Source organism: Tabrizicola sp. BL-A-41-H6 (genome assembly GCF_050632395.1).
Lineage (GTDB): Bacteria > Pseudomonadota > Alphaproteobacteria > Rhodobacterales > Rhodobacteraceae > JAUYQR01.
Window position 1 is genome coordinate 1,362,758 of record NZ_CP192600.1, and the last position, 16,135, is coordinate 1,378,892.

Consider the following 16,135-nt stretch of genomic DNA (forward strand, 5'->3'; position numbering starts at 1 on the left):
GGAGGCGCGAGCCGGAAGCCAAGGGGTGAATTGCAGATCATGACGTTAGGAAATCGGGGCGCGGCTGTCTGGGCTGGCGCGGTATTGCGTTTGCCGGGGCAAGCGAGCGCGGCCCGATTTGTCGCGGAAGAATGAAAGAAATTATGGGAGCCGGCCTTGTCTCAGTTCAAACCAAGATTTCCCAAAGCGAAGGGGAAAAACGAAACAAAGAGCCATGACTGACAAAACTCTTAGTGCAACATAGATGTAGTTGAAACGATTTGCGTGCCACGCCTCATATAGATTATCGTAGATGTTTGCTATCATCCTGTATGAAATTACAAGTGCTGCAAAGTCAGCGATCAAGTTCGTGTATAACTCAGAGCGCCTTAAGACTTCGATTGCGTTCTCAGTCTCAACATCAAGCGGATCAAAGAAGACTTCATCCGCAAGATCAGTTCCCGGAAGAAGCGGCGTAGTAACGCCATCAAAATTTGAGTAAATTGTTTCGTCCAAGACCCCTTTCTGAAAGGGGCTTTTGAGATCGGCCAGAGAACCAACTTCAACGACCGATGCAAGGATTTGCGCCCTGCTCGAGTTCTTAATCGAGAACGCAATTTCTCTGCCACGAGAGCAAACAATATTGATCGCCGGACTGTAAAAAGTTATGATAACTTCTTCTGAGCAATACCGAAAAGTGAACTGCTGAGATTCCTGAGCCCCGCTGTTCATGGCCGACTTCAGGATGTCAATTCGACGGACTAGTGTGCTTTCTTTGCTTAGATAGAGAGTTGATAGAACAGCCAGAATTGCTGCCGAGCCTCCCACTGATACCCAAATAAGGTCTACCTTTCGCCAAGTGCGTGCCGTGGAGCGGCGTGCTATATATAGTAGTGCGCCACAACCAAATATGAATGATAGGACAGTAAGAATTGACTGATGCTCGACAATTAAAAGACTTGCCTCATACATCCAACTCCTCCACAAACCGCGCGTTCTCTTGAATATACTGGAACCGCAATTCCGGCTTCTTGCCCATCAGCCGCTCCACCAGATCGGAGGTGTCGCCCGGCTCGTCCTCGTCGATGCTGACCCGGATCAGCTTCCTAGTCAGGGGGTTCATCGTGGTGTCCTTGAGGTCTTTCGCGTCCATCTCGCCCAGACCCTTGAACCGCTGCACGTCGATTTTCCCCTTGCCGCCCAAGCCCTTGGCAAGCCAGACCTCCTTTTCGGCGTCGTCGGCCACATACATCCGCTTCGGCCCCTGCGTCAGGCGGTAAAGCGGCGGGCAGGCGAGGTAGAGGTGGCCCTTGTCGATCAAGGGGCGCATCTGGGTGAAGAAGAAGGTCATCAGGAGGCTGGCGATATGCGCGCCGTCGACGTCGGCGTCGGTCATGATGATGATCTTTTCGTAGCGCAGGTCTTCGACGTTGAAGCGGGTGCCCATGTTGACGCCAAGTGCTTCGCAGATGTCGCGGATTTCGGAGTTGTCGTTGAGTTTGGCGGAGGCCGCACCAAGCACGTTCAGGATTTTACCCTTCAGCGGCAGGAGGGCCTGGGTTTCACGGCTGCGCGCGCCTTTGGCGGAACCGCCCGCGCTATCGCCTTCGACGATGAAGAGTTCCGTGCCTTCGCGGGTTTTTGACGAACAGTCGGTCAATTTGCCGGGCAGGCGGAGTTTCTTGGTGGCGGTCTTCCTTTGGGTTTCCTTTTCCTCGCGCCGTTTCAGACGTTCCTCGGCGCGGAGCACAAGGAAATCGAGGATGGAACCGGCGGATTTCGGGTCGGCGGCAAGCCAGGTGTCGAAATGGTCGCGCACGGCGTTTTCGACGTATTTGGCGGCCTCTTCGGTGGCGAGACGGTCTTTCGTTTGGCCGACGAATTGCGGTTCGCGGATGAAGACGGAAATGAGTGCGCAGCCGCCGGTGAGCATGTCGTCACGGGTGATCAATTCGGCCTTGCGGTTTTTGACGCGTTCGCCGTAGGCGCGGATGCCTTTCAGGATGGCGGCCCAGAAGCCGGTTTCATGCGTGCCGCCTTCGGGCGTGGGGACGGTGTTGCAGTAGGATTGGATGAAACCGTCGCGCGCGGGCGTCCAGTTGATGGCCCATTCGACGGAGCCGGGGACGTTGTATTTTTCGGGAAAGCCGACTTTGCCGGCAAAGGGGCGGTCGGCGTAGGTGGTGGTCTTTTGCAGCGTGTCGGTCAGGTATTGCGCAAGCCCGCCGGGGAAGTGGAAGACCGCTTCCTGCGGGGTGTCGCCATCGGGGATCGCGCATTTCCAGCGGATTTCGACGCCGGAAAAGAGATAGGCCTTGGACCGCGCAAGTTTCATCAGGCGGCCGGGTTTCAGCGTCTGGTGGCCGAAGATCTCAGGGTCGGGATGAAAGGTGACCCAGGTGCCGCGGCGGTTCTGGATGGGGCCAAGCTTCTGGATCGGGCCGCGGGGGATGCCGCGCGAGAAGGATTGTTCGTAAAGCTCCTTGTTGAGCGCGACCTGCACGGTCATCAGATCGGAGAGCGCGTTGACCACCGAGGAGCCGACGCCGTTCAGGCCGCCTGAGGTTGAGTAGGCCTTGTTGGAGAACTTGCCGCCGGCATGGAGGGTGCAGAGGATCACCTCGAGCGCGGATTTGCCGGGGAATTTCGGGTGCGGATCGACGGGAATGCCGCGACCATTGTCGCGCACGGTGACGGAGTTGTCGTCGTGAAGCTCAAGCTCGATCCGGTTGGCGTGGCCGGCAACGGCCTCGTCCATCGCGTTGTCGAGGATTTCGGCGACCATGTGGTGCAGCGCGCGTTCGTCGGTGCCGCCGATGTACATGCCGGGGCGTTTGCGGACGGGCTCCAGCCCTTCGAGAACCTCGATCGAGGAGGCGTCATAGGTTTCGGCGCCGGAGAGGAGGTCGTTCATGGGGTGCTCGCGAAAGGGAAAGTGCTGGCATTAGATCACCCTTGGGGGGAGCGGCGCAAGATGTGGGGGGTGGAAGGTTGCGCGGGCGGGGCTTAGGTTTGGGAAAATACAGGAGGATTATGGCCATGCGGGTATTGTTCACGGGCGGATCGGGGAAGGCGGGCAAGCATGTGGTGGCCTATCTTGCGGCGGCGGGGCACCGGGTCCTGAATTTCGACCGGGTGGGGTTGGGGCATCCCGGCGTGCATGACCTTCTGGGCGACATCACTGATGCGGGGCAGGTCTACTCCGCGATGCGCACCCATGCCGGGTATGACGAGATGGAAAACCCGGCCGGCGCGCAGCTTTTCGACGCGGTGGTGCATTTTGCGGCCGTGCCGCGCCACGGGATGATGCCGGATACCGAGACCTACCGCGTCAACGTCATGGGCACCTACAACGTGCTGGAAGCGGCGCTGAAGATGGGGATCCGCAAGGTGATCATCGCATCGTCGGAGACGACCTATGGCGTGTGCTTCAGCGACGGAATTGTCGACCCGAAAGTGCTGCCGCTGGAGGAGGACTACGACATCGACCCGATGGACAGCTACGGCATGTCGAAGAAGGTCAACGAGGTGACGGCGCGCAGTTTCCAGCGCCGGTTCGGGGCGGATGTCTATGCGCTGCGGATCGGCAACGTGATCGAGCCGCATGAATACGCGACGGTGTTCCCGCCCCTTGCCACCGATCCGGGCCAGCGCCGGCGGATCACCTTCAGCTACATCGATGCGCGCGATCTGGGGCAGATCGTCGACCTGTGCCTGAAGAACGACGGGCTTGGGTTTCAGGTGTTCAACGCGGTGAACGACACCAATTCCGTGCCGCAGCCGAACTCGGAATTGCTGCCGCGGTTCTTTCCCAACGTCCCCTTGTCACGTCCGGTGAGCGAAGAGGAGAGCCTGCTGTCGAACCGCAAGATCCGTGAGGTTCTGGGCTTCAAGGAAGCGCACAACTGGCGCAAGTACGTGCGCTGAGCCTGCGGCGGACCGGGGGTTTCACACCCCCGGACCCCCGTGGGATATTTGGCGAAGGGAAAGCCGTCAGCGTTAATTGTTTTCTAACATGAGGCGTCTAACCTTGCGTCACGGTACAGGCGGGGACGCCGATGACCGTGAAGGGGAAGCCACTCCGCCGCGCGGGTCGCCTGCGGGCGGGGTGCCTGACCACTTCCTTCAAGGTTTCCTCTTCTCCAAATATCCCACCGGGGGTGCGGGGGGTGTGAAACCCCCCGCTCCCAACGGCAGGGTCTATGCGGGCTCGGCTATCCGCGCGTCCCACATTTTCTTGAACGCAGGGCGCGACTGGCACGTTTCCAGCCATGCCTTCACTGCCGGAAACTCACCCAGCAGGGTCGGGTGGCCTTGCGCGTAGCGCAGGCATTCCGCGGTGTTCAGGTCAGCGACGGTGAAGCGGTCGCCCACAAGCCACGGGTGGGCGGCGAGGTGCGTCTGAAGCCGCGCCAGCGGGCGGCGCAGCTTTTCGGCGCAGATCGCGATGGTGGCCTGACCTTCGGGGGTCTTGTCGCCGCCTGCTCCGGTGACGTTCAGGATCTCGAGCGCCGGACCTTCGATAGCGGTCACGGCTAGCAGCGTCCATTGGTCGATCTGTGCGTGTTCGGCGGCGGTCTGGGGGCCAAGCGCGCCGCCGTGCGTACGGGCGATATGGTTGGTGATGGCAAGGCTTTCGGTCAGCGTCAGGTCGCCTTCGACATAGGCCGGGATCTGGCCAAGCGGGTTGACCTTGAGGAACGCGGCCGAGGCGGTGTTCAGCGGCGCATCGGGGGCTGAGGCCTTGGGCAGCCGGTAGGCCTGGATCACCGGCACATGGGTGAAGGGCTGGCCAAGTTCGTAAAGCAGCCAGATCGGGCGCGAGGCGCGGCTGCGAAAGACGCCGTAGAGGGTGATCATTGCGGGAAACTCCAACGTGATGCGGCAAGCCTAGGGGCAAGGCCGGGCAAGGTGAAGCCCGCTTCGCAAGGTTTGACGCCGATCAAGGACAGGATGGGGCAAGCGCGCGATGGGCGGTGATGCAGATCTGGGGAGGGAGCAAGCATGAAGGATCAGGACCAGTTGGACGGCGCCGGGGCCACCATCATCACGGCGCCCGACGCGGGCGAGGCGGAGGCCGAGCCGCTGCGCGGGCCGCAGCAGTTTCCCGCCGTCGATGCCGATGCGATCCGCGAGGCGTTCGAGACCGGGCGTTATCCTTACGGTCGCCCAATGGGCCGTGTGCCGTATGAGGCGGAGAAGGCGCGGTTGCAGGCCGAGCTTTTGAAGGTGCAGATATGGGCGCAGGAGACCGGGCAGAAGTTCGTGATCCTGATGGAAGGCCGTGATGCCGCTGGCAAGGGCGGCACGATCAAGCGGTTCATGGAGCATCTGAACCCTCGTTATGCCCGCGTCGTGGCGCTGACCAAGCCATCCGACAAGGAAAAGGGCGAGTGGTTCTTTCAGCGCTACATCCAGCATCTGCCGACTGCCGGTGAAATCGTGTTCTTCGATCGCAGTTGGTACAACCGTGCGGGCGTGGAGCGGGTGATGGGGTTCTGCACGCCTTCGGAATATCTGGAGTTCATGCGTCAGGCGCCCGAGATCGAGCGGATGCTCGTGCGGTCGGGCATCCGGCTGCACAAATACTGGTTCTCGGTCACGCAGGAGGAACAGCGCGCAAGGTTTCTGGCGCGCGAAACCGACCCGTTGAAGATGTGGAAGCTGAGCCCGATCGACAAGGCCAGTCTTGAGCGTTGGGACGATTACACCGAGGCGAAAGAGGCGATGTTCTTCTACACCGACACCGCCGACGCGCCTTGGGTCATCGTGAAGTCGAATGACAAGAAGCGGGCGCGGCTGAACGCGATGCGGCATTTCCTGTCGACGCTGGACTATCCGGGCAAGGATGCCGCCGTGATCGGCGAGCCGGACCCGTTGATCGTGGGACGCGCGGCGCAGGTTCTGGGCAGCGGGACCGCGATCTATGACACTGCGTTGCATCCGGCCTTGCGGCATGGCTGATCGACGCTGTTTGGCTGGCAACGGGCTTGGCGGCGGTGGAGGAAATGACTAGCTTCCCCGGCATGGGACGCGGCATGATCTTGGGCGGGCTGATGGCCGGGCTGGCAGGGCCGGCACTGGCACATCCGCATGTGTTCATCGACACCCGGGTCGAGGTGATGCTGGACGGTCAGAACCGGGCGACCGGGCTGCGCATCAGCTGGACCTATGACGAGCTTTATTCGCTGTATGTCGTGGGCGACATGGGGCTGGACCCGGACTGGGACGGCAAGCTGACCGCCGAGGAGGAGCTGCGCCTGTCGGGCTTCGACATGAACTGGGACGATGGCTTTGCCGGCGACACCTATGCGCTGATGGCGGACCGCGAACTTGCGCTGTCGGGGCCATCGGAGTGGAGTGCGGGCTATGCGGGGGGCAAGATCACCTCGGTCCATATGCGGATGTTCGAGGTGCCGGTGACGGTGGGGGCGGAGCCGTTGGTCGTGCAGGTTTACGATCCGGGGTATTACACCGCCTACACCATTGCCTTCGATCCTGTGGTGACCGGTGGCGCGAGCTGCGTGGCAGAGGCTTACGCGCCCGATCTGGATGCGGCGGATGCGGCGTTGCAGGCGGCACTGGCGGAATACACGCCCGACATGGATCTTGAGATGGAGTTCCCGGCGGTCGGCAAGAATTATGCCGAGGAAGTGCGGGTGACATGCGCCGCGCCGTGATGGGCCTTGGACTGGTCGTGGCGCTGGGCCTTGGCGCGCTGTGGCTGACCGGCGGGTTCGATGTCTTGCAGGGCTGGATGGAGCGCATGACGCGGGCGGCGCAGGACCGGCTGGCAGCGGCGGTTCGCGCCTTGCGGAGCGGCGAGCCGGGGGCGCTGGCTGGGTTTCTGGCGGTGTCCTTCGTTTATGGCGTCTTGCATGCGGTGGGGCCGGGGCATGGCAAGTTTCTGGTCGGTGGCTACGGCGTGGCGCGGCGGGTGCCGGTAGTGCCGCTGGCCGGGATCGCGCTGGTGGCAAGCCTTGCGCAGGCGGCGGTTGCGGTGGTTCTGGTTTATGCGGCGGTTGCCGTGCTGGGCTGGACGCGCGAGGCCGTGGTCGGCACGGCGGAAGAGGTGATGGCGCCGGTAAGCCATGCGCTGATCGCGGGGTTGGGGGCGTGGCTGGTGTGGCGCGGCTGGCGTGGGGTGCGGCGTGAGCGGCATGGGCATGACCACGACCACGGCCATGAACATGGGCACGTTCACGGGCCGGACTGCGGCCACGCGCATGGGCCGACGCTGGACGAGGTAAGCCGTCTGACGGGGTGGCGCGATGCGGTGGCGCTGGTGGCGGGGGTCGCGATGCGGCCCTGTTCGGGCGCGCTGTTCCTGTTGATCCTGACATGGCAGATCGGGGTTGGCGCGGCGGGCATTGCCGGGGCCTTTGCGATGGGTCTTGGCACAGCGGCGGTGACGGTCACGGTCGCGCTGATGGCCGTCTGGGCGCGCGAGGGGGCCCTTGCCAACCTGTCGGGCGGACGCTTGGCGCGGGCGCTGCCGCTGGTGGAACTGTCGGTTGGCGCGTTGATCCTGCTGGTCGCGCTGGGGCTCTTGCGCCAGTCGCTCTGACGCCGCAGCGCGGCGGGGAAGCCGTCTTGTCCTTCCCCGGTCGCGGCGGTAATCGATTGGCATGACCGAAACGCTGACCACCAGAACCCATGCACGGGCGACGCTTGTGCTGGGCCTTCCCCTCGTCGGATCGCATCTGGCGCAGATGGCGCTGCATGTGACCGATACCGTCATGCTGGGCTGGTACGGCGTGGTGGAACTGGCCGCCGTGGTACTGGGCGCATCGTCGTTCTTCATCGTCTTCGTGCTGGGCGCCGGGTTTGCGAAGGCGGTCATGCCGCTGGTTGCGGCGGCCCTTGGGCAGGGTGACGATGTCAAGGTGCGGCGCGACACGCGGATGGGGCTGTGGCTTTCCATCGGGTACGGGTTGCTGACCTATCCCCTGTTCTGGAAGTTCGAGGCCGTGCTTCTGGCGCTGGGTCAGAAACCCGACGTGGCGGCGCTGGCGCAGGATTTCATGCGCATCGCGGGGTTGGGCATGGTGCCGGCCTTGGGCGTGATGGTGCTTTCAAGCTATCTGGCGGCGCTGGGGCGCACGCAGGCGGTGTTGTGGGCCACCGTGCTGGCGGTGTTCGTGAACATCGCGGTCAACTGGGCGCTGATCTTTGGCAACTGGGGCTTTCCGGAACTGGGCGTGGTTGGTGCGGCGATTGCGACGGTGGTCACGCAGGTGATGACGCTGGTGGTCTTGTGCCTTTACGCCGGGTTGCTGCGCGACCTGCGGAGGTTCCGGCTGTTCCAGCGGTTCTGGCGGCCGGACTGGCACGCGATGGGGCAGGTGTTCCAGTTGGGCTGGCCGATCGGGCTGACCGGGGTGGCGGAGGCGGGGCTGTTTCAGGCCTCGGCGATAATGATGGGCTGGGTCGGCACGGTGGAACTGGCCGCGCACGGGATTGCGATGGAGGTGACGGCGGTCACGTTCATGATGCATGTCGGACTGTCGAGTGCGGCAACCATTCGCACAGCGCGGTTCGCCGGGCACGGCGATGCACGCGCCTTGCGGGACGGGGCGTGGGTGGCGCTGGGCCTGTCGCTGGTGGTGGCGCTGGTGGTGATCGCCCTTTACGTGATCTTTCCCGAGCCGATCATCGCGCTGTTTCTGGACACATCGAAACCTGAAAGCGCGCGGATTATCGAACTTGGCGCGGTGCTGTTGATCGTGGCGGCGCTGTTCCATCTGGCCGATGCGATGCAGGTGATGGCGCTGGGCCTGTTGCGCGGCATTCGTGATACCAAGGTGCCCTTGGTGCTGGCGGCGGTGAGTTACTGGCTGGTCGGCATCCCGTGCAGCTATGTGCTGGCGTTTCCGCTGGGCTTTGGCGCGGTGGGGCTGTGGCTGGGACTGGTGGTGGGCCTCGTGTGCGCCTCGGTCAGCCTGTTGGTGCGGTTCTGGTGGCTAGCGCCAAAACCGGTGGAGACTGGCGAAGCGGCCTTGCAGGCGGGCGAGTAGCCAGTTGCCGGGGCCTTGTGGCAGGGCGCCGGCGATCAGGCGATCCACGATTACCTCGGGCGGGCAGGGGCGGCGGCTGACCGGATCCCAGTAGCGCGGATAGGCGATGAGGGCGGCGTGGGCGAGTTGCGTGACGTCGGGGCGCGGCAGGAGGCTGCCATCGGCGCGGCGGATGCGGCGGGCGGGCACGGGGCCAAGGTCGCGGGTCAGGCCCCAGCCGGCGTAGAACGGTGCGCCAAGGGTGGTGACGGGCTTGCCACGGATGAGCGCCTCGAACCCCAGAAGCGAGGTGATCGTCCAGACCTCATCGACGGCGGCGAGGGTTTCGGCGGGGTCGGTGTTGGTGAGGATCATATCAGCAAGCGCGGGGTCGGTGAGCGCGCCGGGGCGCAGGCCCGCTTCGACATCGGGGTGGGGTTTGAAAAGGATCACCGCGCCGGGGTTGGCTTGGCGCGCGGCAAGGAGCAGGGCCGCGTTGGTTCTGATCTCGCCCGCGCCCTTCAGGATCGAGGCGTCGTCTTCGACCTGACCGGGGACGAGGATGCGGCGACCGTCTGGAAGCGGGGGCAGGGGGGTGGTCGCAAGGTTGTATTTGGAAAGGCCGGCTTTGGTGAGCCGGTCCAGCAGGCGTTCGGTGCGGCTGCGCGCGGCGGGGGTAAGTGGCGCGAGGATGAGTTGTTCGAGGCGGGAGGGGCGGGTCGGATCGTAGTAGATGCCGAGGTCGTCTGTGACGAGGCTGAGGGGTGGGGTCAGCGCCGCGCCAAGGCCGCGCGAGCGCAGGAAGCCGTCTTCGACGCGCAGGGTTGGGGTGGTGGGGGTGAAGCCCGGGGGCTCCTTGCCGGCCCAGATCATCAGGGTTCGGCCGGTGCTGCTGGCAAGGCTGTTGGCGGCGGTGGGATCGTTGCGGAAAATTACCGGTTTGGTCGCGCCGAACACCTGTTGCAGGCGTTTGCGCTTCCACAGGCGCATTCCGACGGCGACATGGCCGAACCGGTCCTGGCGAAAGGCGCGAACCTCGGCCTCCAGCTGGTCGAGCGCGTCTTCAAAGCTGCAAAGCCGGTCGCGGCAGGGATCATACCACAGGGGGGCAAGGATCATCGCGGCGGCGAAAAGCTGGGTTTTGGTGAGGCTGCGGGTGCGGCGGGGCAGGTGCGTGGCGTCCTGCGTCAGGCCCCAGCCGGCGTAGAACGGATGGCCGAGGACATGCGGGCGGTGCCCGGCAAGGATCGCCTCGAAGCCGAGGTGGGAGGACACGGTGTAGACCGCGATGGCCCCGTCGAGAAGCGCCCAAGGGGAAACGGGGGTGGTGAGGAGGGTGACGCGGGGCGAGGCATCTTCGGGGCCGAAATGGCCGGGGCGGAGGCCGAGGGTGGTTTCGGGATGCGCCTTGATGACGATGCGGGCGCCGGGGTTCTGTTCCTGCGCCAGCACGAGCATCTCGCGGAAGGTGGAGGCGCTGGCGCCGGAATGGCGGATCGAGGCATCGCCCTGCGTCTGGTCGACGACGAGGACGTAGCCGGGCGCTGGCGGGGTCAGGGTGGGGTCGTGGATGTTGTATTTGGACAGGTGAAGGGTCTGGATACGCTCAATTCCCTGCCGTGCGCGGGACAGTATGTTCGAATCGTCTAAAGGATCGGTGGCGAGGATGCGTTCGAGGAGGGAGGGCGCGGCGGCGTCGAAATGCACGCCGATCGGATCGAGGATCAGGCCGAGGGGGGCTGTGCCGGTGCGGCCGGGGTGGACCGAACGCAGGAACGCATCCTCGGCCCGGACCAGCGGCACCTTGCGGCGGGCGGCGACCGCCTCGCCCCGCGCGGCGGTGGGGCTGCGACCCCAGACAAGCACGCCGTCGTCGGGGCCGGGCAGGCCGAGGCGGAGCGGGTGACCGGCCAGCGCAAGGATGCGCGCAAGGCGGCGGTCGGTCAGGAAGCTGAGGTTCTGGTGGCAAAGTCTGTGCGGGACCGGCAGGTCGGACCAGAGGCGACCCGGGCCGACCACGATCCGATCAGTTCGTGGCGTTGGCGAGGTTGGTCGCCGCGTTCGTGGTGCCGGTGATCGCGGAAAGCGTCTTTTGCCAGTACATGAAGGGCGCTTCGGTGACGTAGAGGGTGTCGCCGTCGCGGATCATGAAATCGCGTGCTTCAAACAGGCCGGTCGGTTCGGTCAGGTCAAGCACATAGACCAAGCGCTGATCGCCGATGAGATCGGTGCGGCCAAGAACGCTGTTGGCGATGTCTTCGGATTCGTCGCGCAGCACGAACACCCCGGTCGGATCGGCTGAGTTCGTTGAAAGGCCGCCGACCGTAGCGATGGCTTCAAGCGCGGACAGGCTTTCGCTTTTGAACGGCACGAGGTTCTGCCCACCCGTCGCGCCAAGCGCGGTGAAGGTGCGGCTGTCCTCTTCGATCACGATCCGGTCGCCGGGGCGCAGCGCGATGTCGAGGGCGGGGTTTTCATAAAGATCCTTGAGCCAGATCCGGCCGCTGTGCGCACCGCGTGTCACCCGCACGATCGCCACGTCCGGGTCGAGCGAGACGCCGCCCGATTTGGCCAGCATGGTGGCAAGGGTGCGGGTCGGCGCTTCGATCGGGTAGACGCCCGGACCGGCGGCCTGACCTGCGATGGACACGGTGGCACCGTCGCCGGCAAGGCGGCGGACCTGCACCTGCGGGTCGGGGGTCTGGTCTTCGAGGAGGCGGGTGATGGCTTGGCGCAGCCCTTCGGGCGTCTGTCCTGCCGCGAGGACGCGACCGGCGTAGGGAATGAAGATGTAACCCTGCCCGTCGACCTGCATTTCGTTGAGCGGCGTCACGCGTTGGCCGGTGTTGCCGAGGAGCGGCTCTTCCTTGACGTTTTCAAACACGATGACCGACAGCCTGTCGCCACTGGAAATCGTGTCGGAGCCGATCACGCCAGCATCCTGAAACGACTTGCTGAAGCCGAACGAAGGCAGTTGGGCCGTGGCACGGGACACCCGGTCATTGACCTTGACGACAAAGGCATCGCCTTCGTTCTGCACCGATCCTGCGAAGATCTCTTCCTTGTTCGGGCCAGAGCGCGGCAGGCCGCAAGAGGCGACCAACGTGGCAGCAGAAACGACGGCGACCACCTTGGCCGTCTTGGAAAACATGAACTGCACTGCCTCGCGTCCCTCTTTGATCGGGGTACATTTTGCGGGGAGGTTACAAAAGCCAAGCGAACTTTGCCAGCGCCGGTTCCATTGGCTACTTCACGACGCGCAACTGTTGCCGTGGTGCCGCTGTTTCAGGCGAGAGGGCAGCATAGGGATCTTGCGACGACAGCATCATGTCCACCACCTGTCGTAGGAGCGCCCGCCGCCCACGCGAGGAGTAGAAGCCGCCGGACACCTGGCTTGTTTCCAGAAGGAACCGCCGGTAGGCGCGGTAGGCCCGGGTATCGGGGCGGTCGGGTGCTGCAAAGAACGCATCAAGCGGTTGGGACGACACAAACTCGGGTTTTGCATAGACCGCTGTTCCGAAGGTTCGCAGCGGAATGCCGCGCCAGAGCGCCTGCTGGCCCGCCGTGGAGTTGACCGTGACGGCGGTGCTGGCGTGGGTCAGAAGATGCGCGAGCTTGCCGCCGCGCACGAAATGCACCCGCCCCGCAAGCCCGTGGTCATGCGCGAGGCGGGCGATGTCGGCGGCGAGGGGCGTACGGCCATCTTCGAGCGGGTGGGCCTTGAACACGAGGTGATGGTGGCGCGGCGCGCCCTTTGCGAAACCGGCCATCACCACGCCCAGAAATTCGCCCGTCGAGCGGAAGGGCGAATGGTCGCGGAAGCTGGCGTCGTGATCCAGTTGCAGGATCGCAAGGTGGTAGGGAAAGCCGCCAAAGCGGATGCGAAACGTGGCAAGGCGGCGCTGCGCACGGTGCAGCGGCATCAGGAGGAAGGATTTGAGATACAGCAGGAATTCCTGCCCGACGGTAAGGTCGCGGTGCGGGCGGAAGCGGCGATAGGCGCGGGCGCCAAGCGCCACGCAGCCATGATAGAGCGCGCCCCAGAACATGTGCTGGCGCATGTCGCCCCAGGTGCCGGGAGAATCGGGCAGGTCGATATCGACCGGGTCGAGCGCGCGCTGCATCTGATCGACCGACAGGCCCATCAGCCGGGAGTTGCCGTTGGCCCCGCCGCGTTCGTAGGTGACCCAGTAGGGCCGCAAGTAGCCTTCTTCGAACACATGCACCGTCAGGCCGCGGGCGCGGGCAAGCTGCACGGCGGTGGCATGGATCGGGCGGGTGTCGCCGTAAAGCACGATATCGGTGATCGCGAGCCGGTCGAGATGGTCGGCCAGCGCACCCGCCCAGTCTTGCGGGGCGCCGGTGAAGGCGATGTAGCCCGGCCCCGGCCAGAACACCCTGTCGCCAAGGTTGAAGCCGATGCGCCAGACCTGGCCCCCGGCGGCCTGCAGCATCCGGCCGAGGCGGTGAAACCACGGACCGTGCGGGCCTTGCAGGAAGAGGAACCTTCTGTCGCCTGCGGTCATGCCGTGCCTATGTGACGGGTCTGGCCTTGTGTATTGGCCAGTGCGGTGCAGGAATAAAGCGCAAATGCTGTGAATTCGTTACTTCGTGTCGGGGCGTGGCCCACAGAACCCGCGCCGGGGGCGGCGGGGGGTTGCAGGGTAGCGGGGGCGGGGCTAGGTCAGAGACACGCAATGAAAGGGGACAGAGGGCCATGTTCACAGGGATCGTCACGGATATCGGCACGGTCCTGCAGACCGAACAGCAGGGCGACCTGCGCGCCCGGATCGGGACCAGCTATGACGTGGGCCGGATCGACATCGGCGCGTCGATCGCCTGCGACGGGGTGTGCCTGACGGTGGTGGCGCTGGGAACGCAGCCGCAGAACTGGTTCGATGTGCAGATCTCGGCCGAGACGGTGTCGAAGACCAACCTTGCCGGTTGGGCGCCCGGCAAGCGGGTGAACCTGGAGCGGGCGCTGAAGGTTGGAGACGAATTGGGCGGCCATATCGTGTCGGGCCATGTCGACGGGCTGGCCGAGGTGGTGGCGGTGCGGCCCGAGGGCGGGTCCGTCCGGGTGACGTTCCGCGCGCCCGAGGCGCTGGCGAAGTTCATCGCGCCAAAGGGGTCGGTCGCGCTGAACGGGACGTCACTGACGGTGAACGAGGTGGAGGGCTGTGATTTCGGCATCAACTTCATTCCGCATACCCAAGTTGCAACGACCTGGGGCGAGGTGGCAGTGGGCGACCGGGTGAACCTGGAGATCGACACGATGGCGCGTTATGTGGCGCGGCTGCGCGAGTGGGGTTGAGGGCGCGCGCGGGGCAGGCCCCGGAGGGTTTCACACCCTCCGGACCTCCCGGCGGATATTTGTGCAAAGAGGAACCGCAGGTTCATGCAGATCGGGCATAATCGCGGGCCTTCGATGGAGGGGGGCGCAAGCTGGCGGCGGCATTGCTGGACGGCGGCGCGGGAGCGGTTGTTGCCGGTGCTGCCGGTGGAAGTGGTGCGGCTGCGGGTGAAGCGGGCGCGGGAACTGGGGCTGGATTACAAGACCTATGCCGGGGTGCGGGCGGCGACGGGGCATGACGTGGTGGCGTTTCTGTTTTCATCGAACGCGTTGCGGGTGACGCTGCTGGCCCCTGCGATGCCGGAGGAGCGGGCGGCGAAGCTGGCGGCGGTGACGGGCTGCGGGCGCGTGGCCTTGGCGGTGGCACCGGTGACTGCGGGGATGATGATGGCGGCGAACCCGGTGCTGGACGCAGCGCATCGGGCGCCCTATGCGCTGGCGGGGTATGGCGAGGTGCGCGACGCCTTGCGCGCGGTGCTGGGGCGGGTGCCGCCCGATCAGGTGATGCTGGTGGGCGACACCGGGCTGGAGCGCGACTGGTGCGCGGCAGGGCGGCTGGCGGCGTATCTGCCGGCGGAGCGGTATTTCGGGCAATGAAAAACGGCGGTCCTTGCGGGCCGCCGTTCTGGGATTGCTGAGGCGTCGATCAGGCGGCGCGGCCGACGAGGACCGAGTCCACCTGTTTGGCGGCCCCGGCTTCGTCGACGCCGGACACGGCGGCGACTTCGCGGGTCAGGCGTTCGAGGGCGGCCTCATAGAGCTGACGTTCGGAATAGGACTGCTCGCGCTGGTCGTCGGTGCGGTGGAGGTCGCGGACGACTTCGGCGATGGAGAGAAGGTCGCCGGAGTTGATCTTCTGTTCGTATTCCTGGGCGCGGCGCGACCACATCGCGCGTTTGACCTTGGCCTTGCCCTTCAGCGTGTCGAGCGCCTTGGTGACGACATCGGGCGCGGATAGGGCGCGCATGCCGATTTCGGTGGCCTTGTGGGTGGGAACCCGCAGGGTCATCTTGTCCTTTTCGAAGGAGATCACAAAAAGCTCTAGCTGAAGTCCGGCGATCTGCTGTTCTTCGATCGAGATGATCTTGCCGACCCCGTGGGCGGGATATACGACGAACTCGTTCGGGCGGAAATCAGGCTTCTTCGATTTGGTCATGCGGCACGTTCCCCTATCGGAAGGCTGAGTTTTTCGGACAACAAAGGCACGACCGGAGCCAGAAGCCCGGCGGTGCGGTTTTCATTGTCGCAAAAAAATTGGGCTCAGACGATGAAATCCAAGCCGTGCATCAGGCTTCCATGCTTGTTTGTAAACAAACTATAACACAAAAAAGCGCTGATTCCAACTGTCGCGGAAGGATATGCGGCGGGGCCAAGTGTAGGAAATCTGGCGTTAATTGCCACGACAAGCGAGCCGATGATTCGTATTCAGCGAATCGTGATGCCGCAGGGAACCTTTTCAGCCGCCCTTGCCAGGAGCTTCAGAGAAGTACTTGTCGCGCTTGCCGGTTTCGCCGTCACGCGCCTCGGCGTCGGGCATCGGGTCTTTTTTCGTCACGATCACCGGCCATGCAACCGCGTACTTGCGGTTGAAGGTGACCCATTCGTCCATGTCCGGTTCGGTATCCGGGCGGATCGCGTCGGCGGGGCATTCGGGTTCGCAGACGCCACAATCAATGCATTCATCCGGGTGGATGACCAGCATGTTCTCGCCCTCGTAGAAGCAGTCCACCGGACACACCTCGACGCAGTCGGTGTATTTGCAGGCGATGCAGTTGTCGATCACCACGTACGTCATGGAAAGCCCCGT

At 64.3% G+C, this 16,135-nt stretch carries 15 protein-coding genes; 7 read left to right on the forward strand and 8 right to left on the reverse strand.

Features of this window, described 5'->3' with window-relative positions; genetic code table 11:
* Positions 1–141: 141 nt before the first annotated feature.
* Both ACROUL_RS06815 and parE read right to left on the reverse strand, forming a co-directional pair.
* The gene (locus ACROUL_RS06815; protein ID WP_431298765.1) at positions 142–951 is read right to left on the reverse strand and encodes a hypothetical protein; all 810 of its coding nucleotides are present in this window, start codon (positions 949–951) and stop codon (positions 142–144) included.
* Complete coding sequence (gene parE, locus ACROUL_RS06820) at positions 944–2,893, reverse strand: DNA topoisomerase IV subunit B (RefSeq protein WP_431298766.1); 1,950 nt, start codon at positions 2,891–2,893, stop codon at positions 944–946. The genes ACROUL_RS06815 and parE overlap by 8 nt, the downstream gene beginning before the upstream one ends.
* 125 nt (positions 2,894–3,018) lie before the next feature.
* Between parE and ACROUL_RS06825 the strand changes: the two genes are divergently transcribed.
* On the forward strand, positions 3,019–3,906 hold the full coding sequence (locus tag ACROUL_RS06825) for an NAD-dependent epimerase/dehydratase family protein (RefSeq protein ID WP_431298767.1): 888 nt from the start codon (positions 3,019–3,021) through the stop codon (positions 3,904–3,906).
* A gap of 273 nt (positions 3,907–4,179) precedes the next feature.
* Here ACROUL_RS06825 and ACROUL_RS06830 read toward each other — a convergent pair whose 3' ends face one another.
* Complete coding sequence (locus ACROUL_RS06830) at positions 4,180–4,839, reverse strand: glutathione S-transferase family protein (protein ID WP_431298768.1); 660 nt, start codon at positions 4,837–4,839, stop codon at positions 4,180–4,182.
* A 144-nt stretch (positions 4,840–4,983) separates the two neighbouring features.
* Here ACROUL_RS06830 and ppk2 point away from each other — a divergent pair, with 144 nt between their 5' ends.
* From ppk2 to ACROUL_RS06850, 4 genes are all read left to right on the forward strand, one after another.
* Positions 4,984–5,943, forward strand: coding sequence for a polyphosphate kinase 2 (gene ppk2, locus ACROUL_RS06835; RefSeq protein ID WP_431298769.1), 960 nt, complete (start codon positions 4,984–4,986; stop codon positions 5,941–5,943).
* 44 nt (positions 5,944–5,987) lie between these two features.
* Positions 5,988–6,659 (forward strand): DUF1007 family protein, encoded by a 672-nt coding sequence (locus ACROUL_RS06840; protein ID WP_431298770.1) that lies wholly within the window; start codon positions 5,988–5,990, stop codon positions 6,657–6,659.
* Positions 6,644–7,546 (forward strand): nickel/cobalt transporter, encoded by a 903-nt coding sequence (locus tag ACROUL_RS06845; RefSeq protein WP_431298771.1) that lies wholly within the window; start codon positions 6,644–6,646, stop codon positions 7,544–7,546. Before ACROUL_RS06840 ends, ACROUL_RS06845 begins: the two co-directional genes overlap by 16 nt.
* Before the next feature lie 61 nt (positions 7,547–7,607).
* Positions 7,608–8,996 (forward strand): MATE family efflux transporter, encoded by a 1,389-nt coding sequence (locus ACROUL_RS06850; RefSeq protein WP_431298772.1) that lies wholly within the window; start codon positions 7,608–7,610, stop codon positions 8,994–8,996.
* On the opposite strand, the gene ACROUL_RS06855 is transcribed toward ACROUL_RS06850, so the two are convergent.
* The 3 genes from ACROUL_RS06855 to ACROUL_RS06865 all read right to left on the reverse strand — a co-directional run bounded on the left by ACROUL_RS06855 (position 8,943) and on the right by ACROUL_RS06865 (position 13,501).
* Complete coding sequence (locus tag ACROUL_RS06855) at positions 8,943–10,994, reverse strand: capsular polysaccharide biosynthesis protein (RefSeq protein ID WP_431298773.1); 2,052 nt, start codon at positions 10,992–10,994, stop codon at positions 8,943–8,945. The two genes, ACROUL_RS06850 and ACROUL_RS06855, sit on opposite strands and share 54 nt — an antisense overlap.
* Before the next feature lie 7 nt (positions 10,995–11,001).
* Complete coding sequence (locus ACROUL_RS06860) at positions 11,002–12,126, reverse strand: polysaccharide biosynthesis/export family protein (protein ID WP_431298774.1); 1,125 nt, start codon at positions 12,124–12,126, stop codon at positions 11,002–11,004.
* A 94-nt stretch (positions 12,127–12,220) separates the two neighbouring features.
* Positions 12,221–13,501 (reverse strand): capsule biosynthesis protein, encoded by a 1,281-nt coding sequence (locus ACROUL_RS06865; RefSeq protein WP_431298775.1) that lies wholly within the window; start codon positions 13,499–13,501, stop codon positions 12,221–12,223.
* Between the two features lie 191 nt (positions 13,502–13,692).
* On the opposite strand from ACROUL_RS06865, the gene ACROUL_RS06870 reads away from it, so the two are divergent.
* Both ACROUL_RS06870 and ACROUL_RS06875 read left to right on the forward strand, forming a co-directional pair.
* Positions 13,693–14,289, forward strand: coding sequence for a riboflavin synthase (locus ACROUL_RS06870; protein ID WP_431298776.1), 597 nt, complete (start codon positions 13,693–13,695; stop codon positions 14,287–14,289).
* Positions 14,290–14,373: 84 nt separating this feature from the next.
* Positions 14,374–14,925: a hypothetical protein gene (locus ACROUL_RS06875; protein ID WP_431298777.1), complete on the forward strand. Its 552-nt coding sequence runs from the start codon at positions 14,374–14,376 to the stop codon at positions 14,923–14,925.
* A 49-nt stretch (positions 14,926–14,974) separates the two neighbouring features.
* On the opposite strand, the gene ACROUL_RS06880 is transcribed toward ACROUL_RS06875, so the two are convergent.
* Both ACROUL_RS06880 and fdxA read right to left on the reverse strand, forming a co-directional pair.
* Complete coding sequence (locus ACROUL_RS06880) at positions 14,975–15,484, reverse strand: CarD family transcriptional regulator (protein WP_305566507.1); 510 nt, start codon at positions 15,482–15,484, stop codon at positions 14,975–14,977.
* A 300-nt stretch (positions 15,485–15,784) separates the two neighbouring features.
* Positions 15,785–16,123: a ferredoxin FdxA gene (gene fdxA / locus ACROUL_RS06885; protein WP_305566506.1), complete on the reverse strand. Its 339-nt coding sequence runs from the start codon at positions 16,121–16,123 to the stop codon at positions 15,785–15,787.
* Positions 16,124–16,135: the final 12 nt, after the last annotated feature.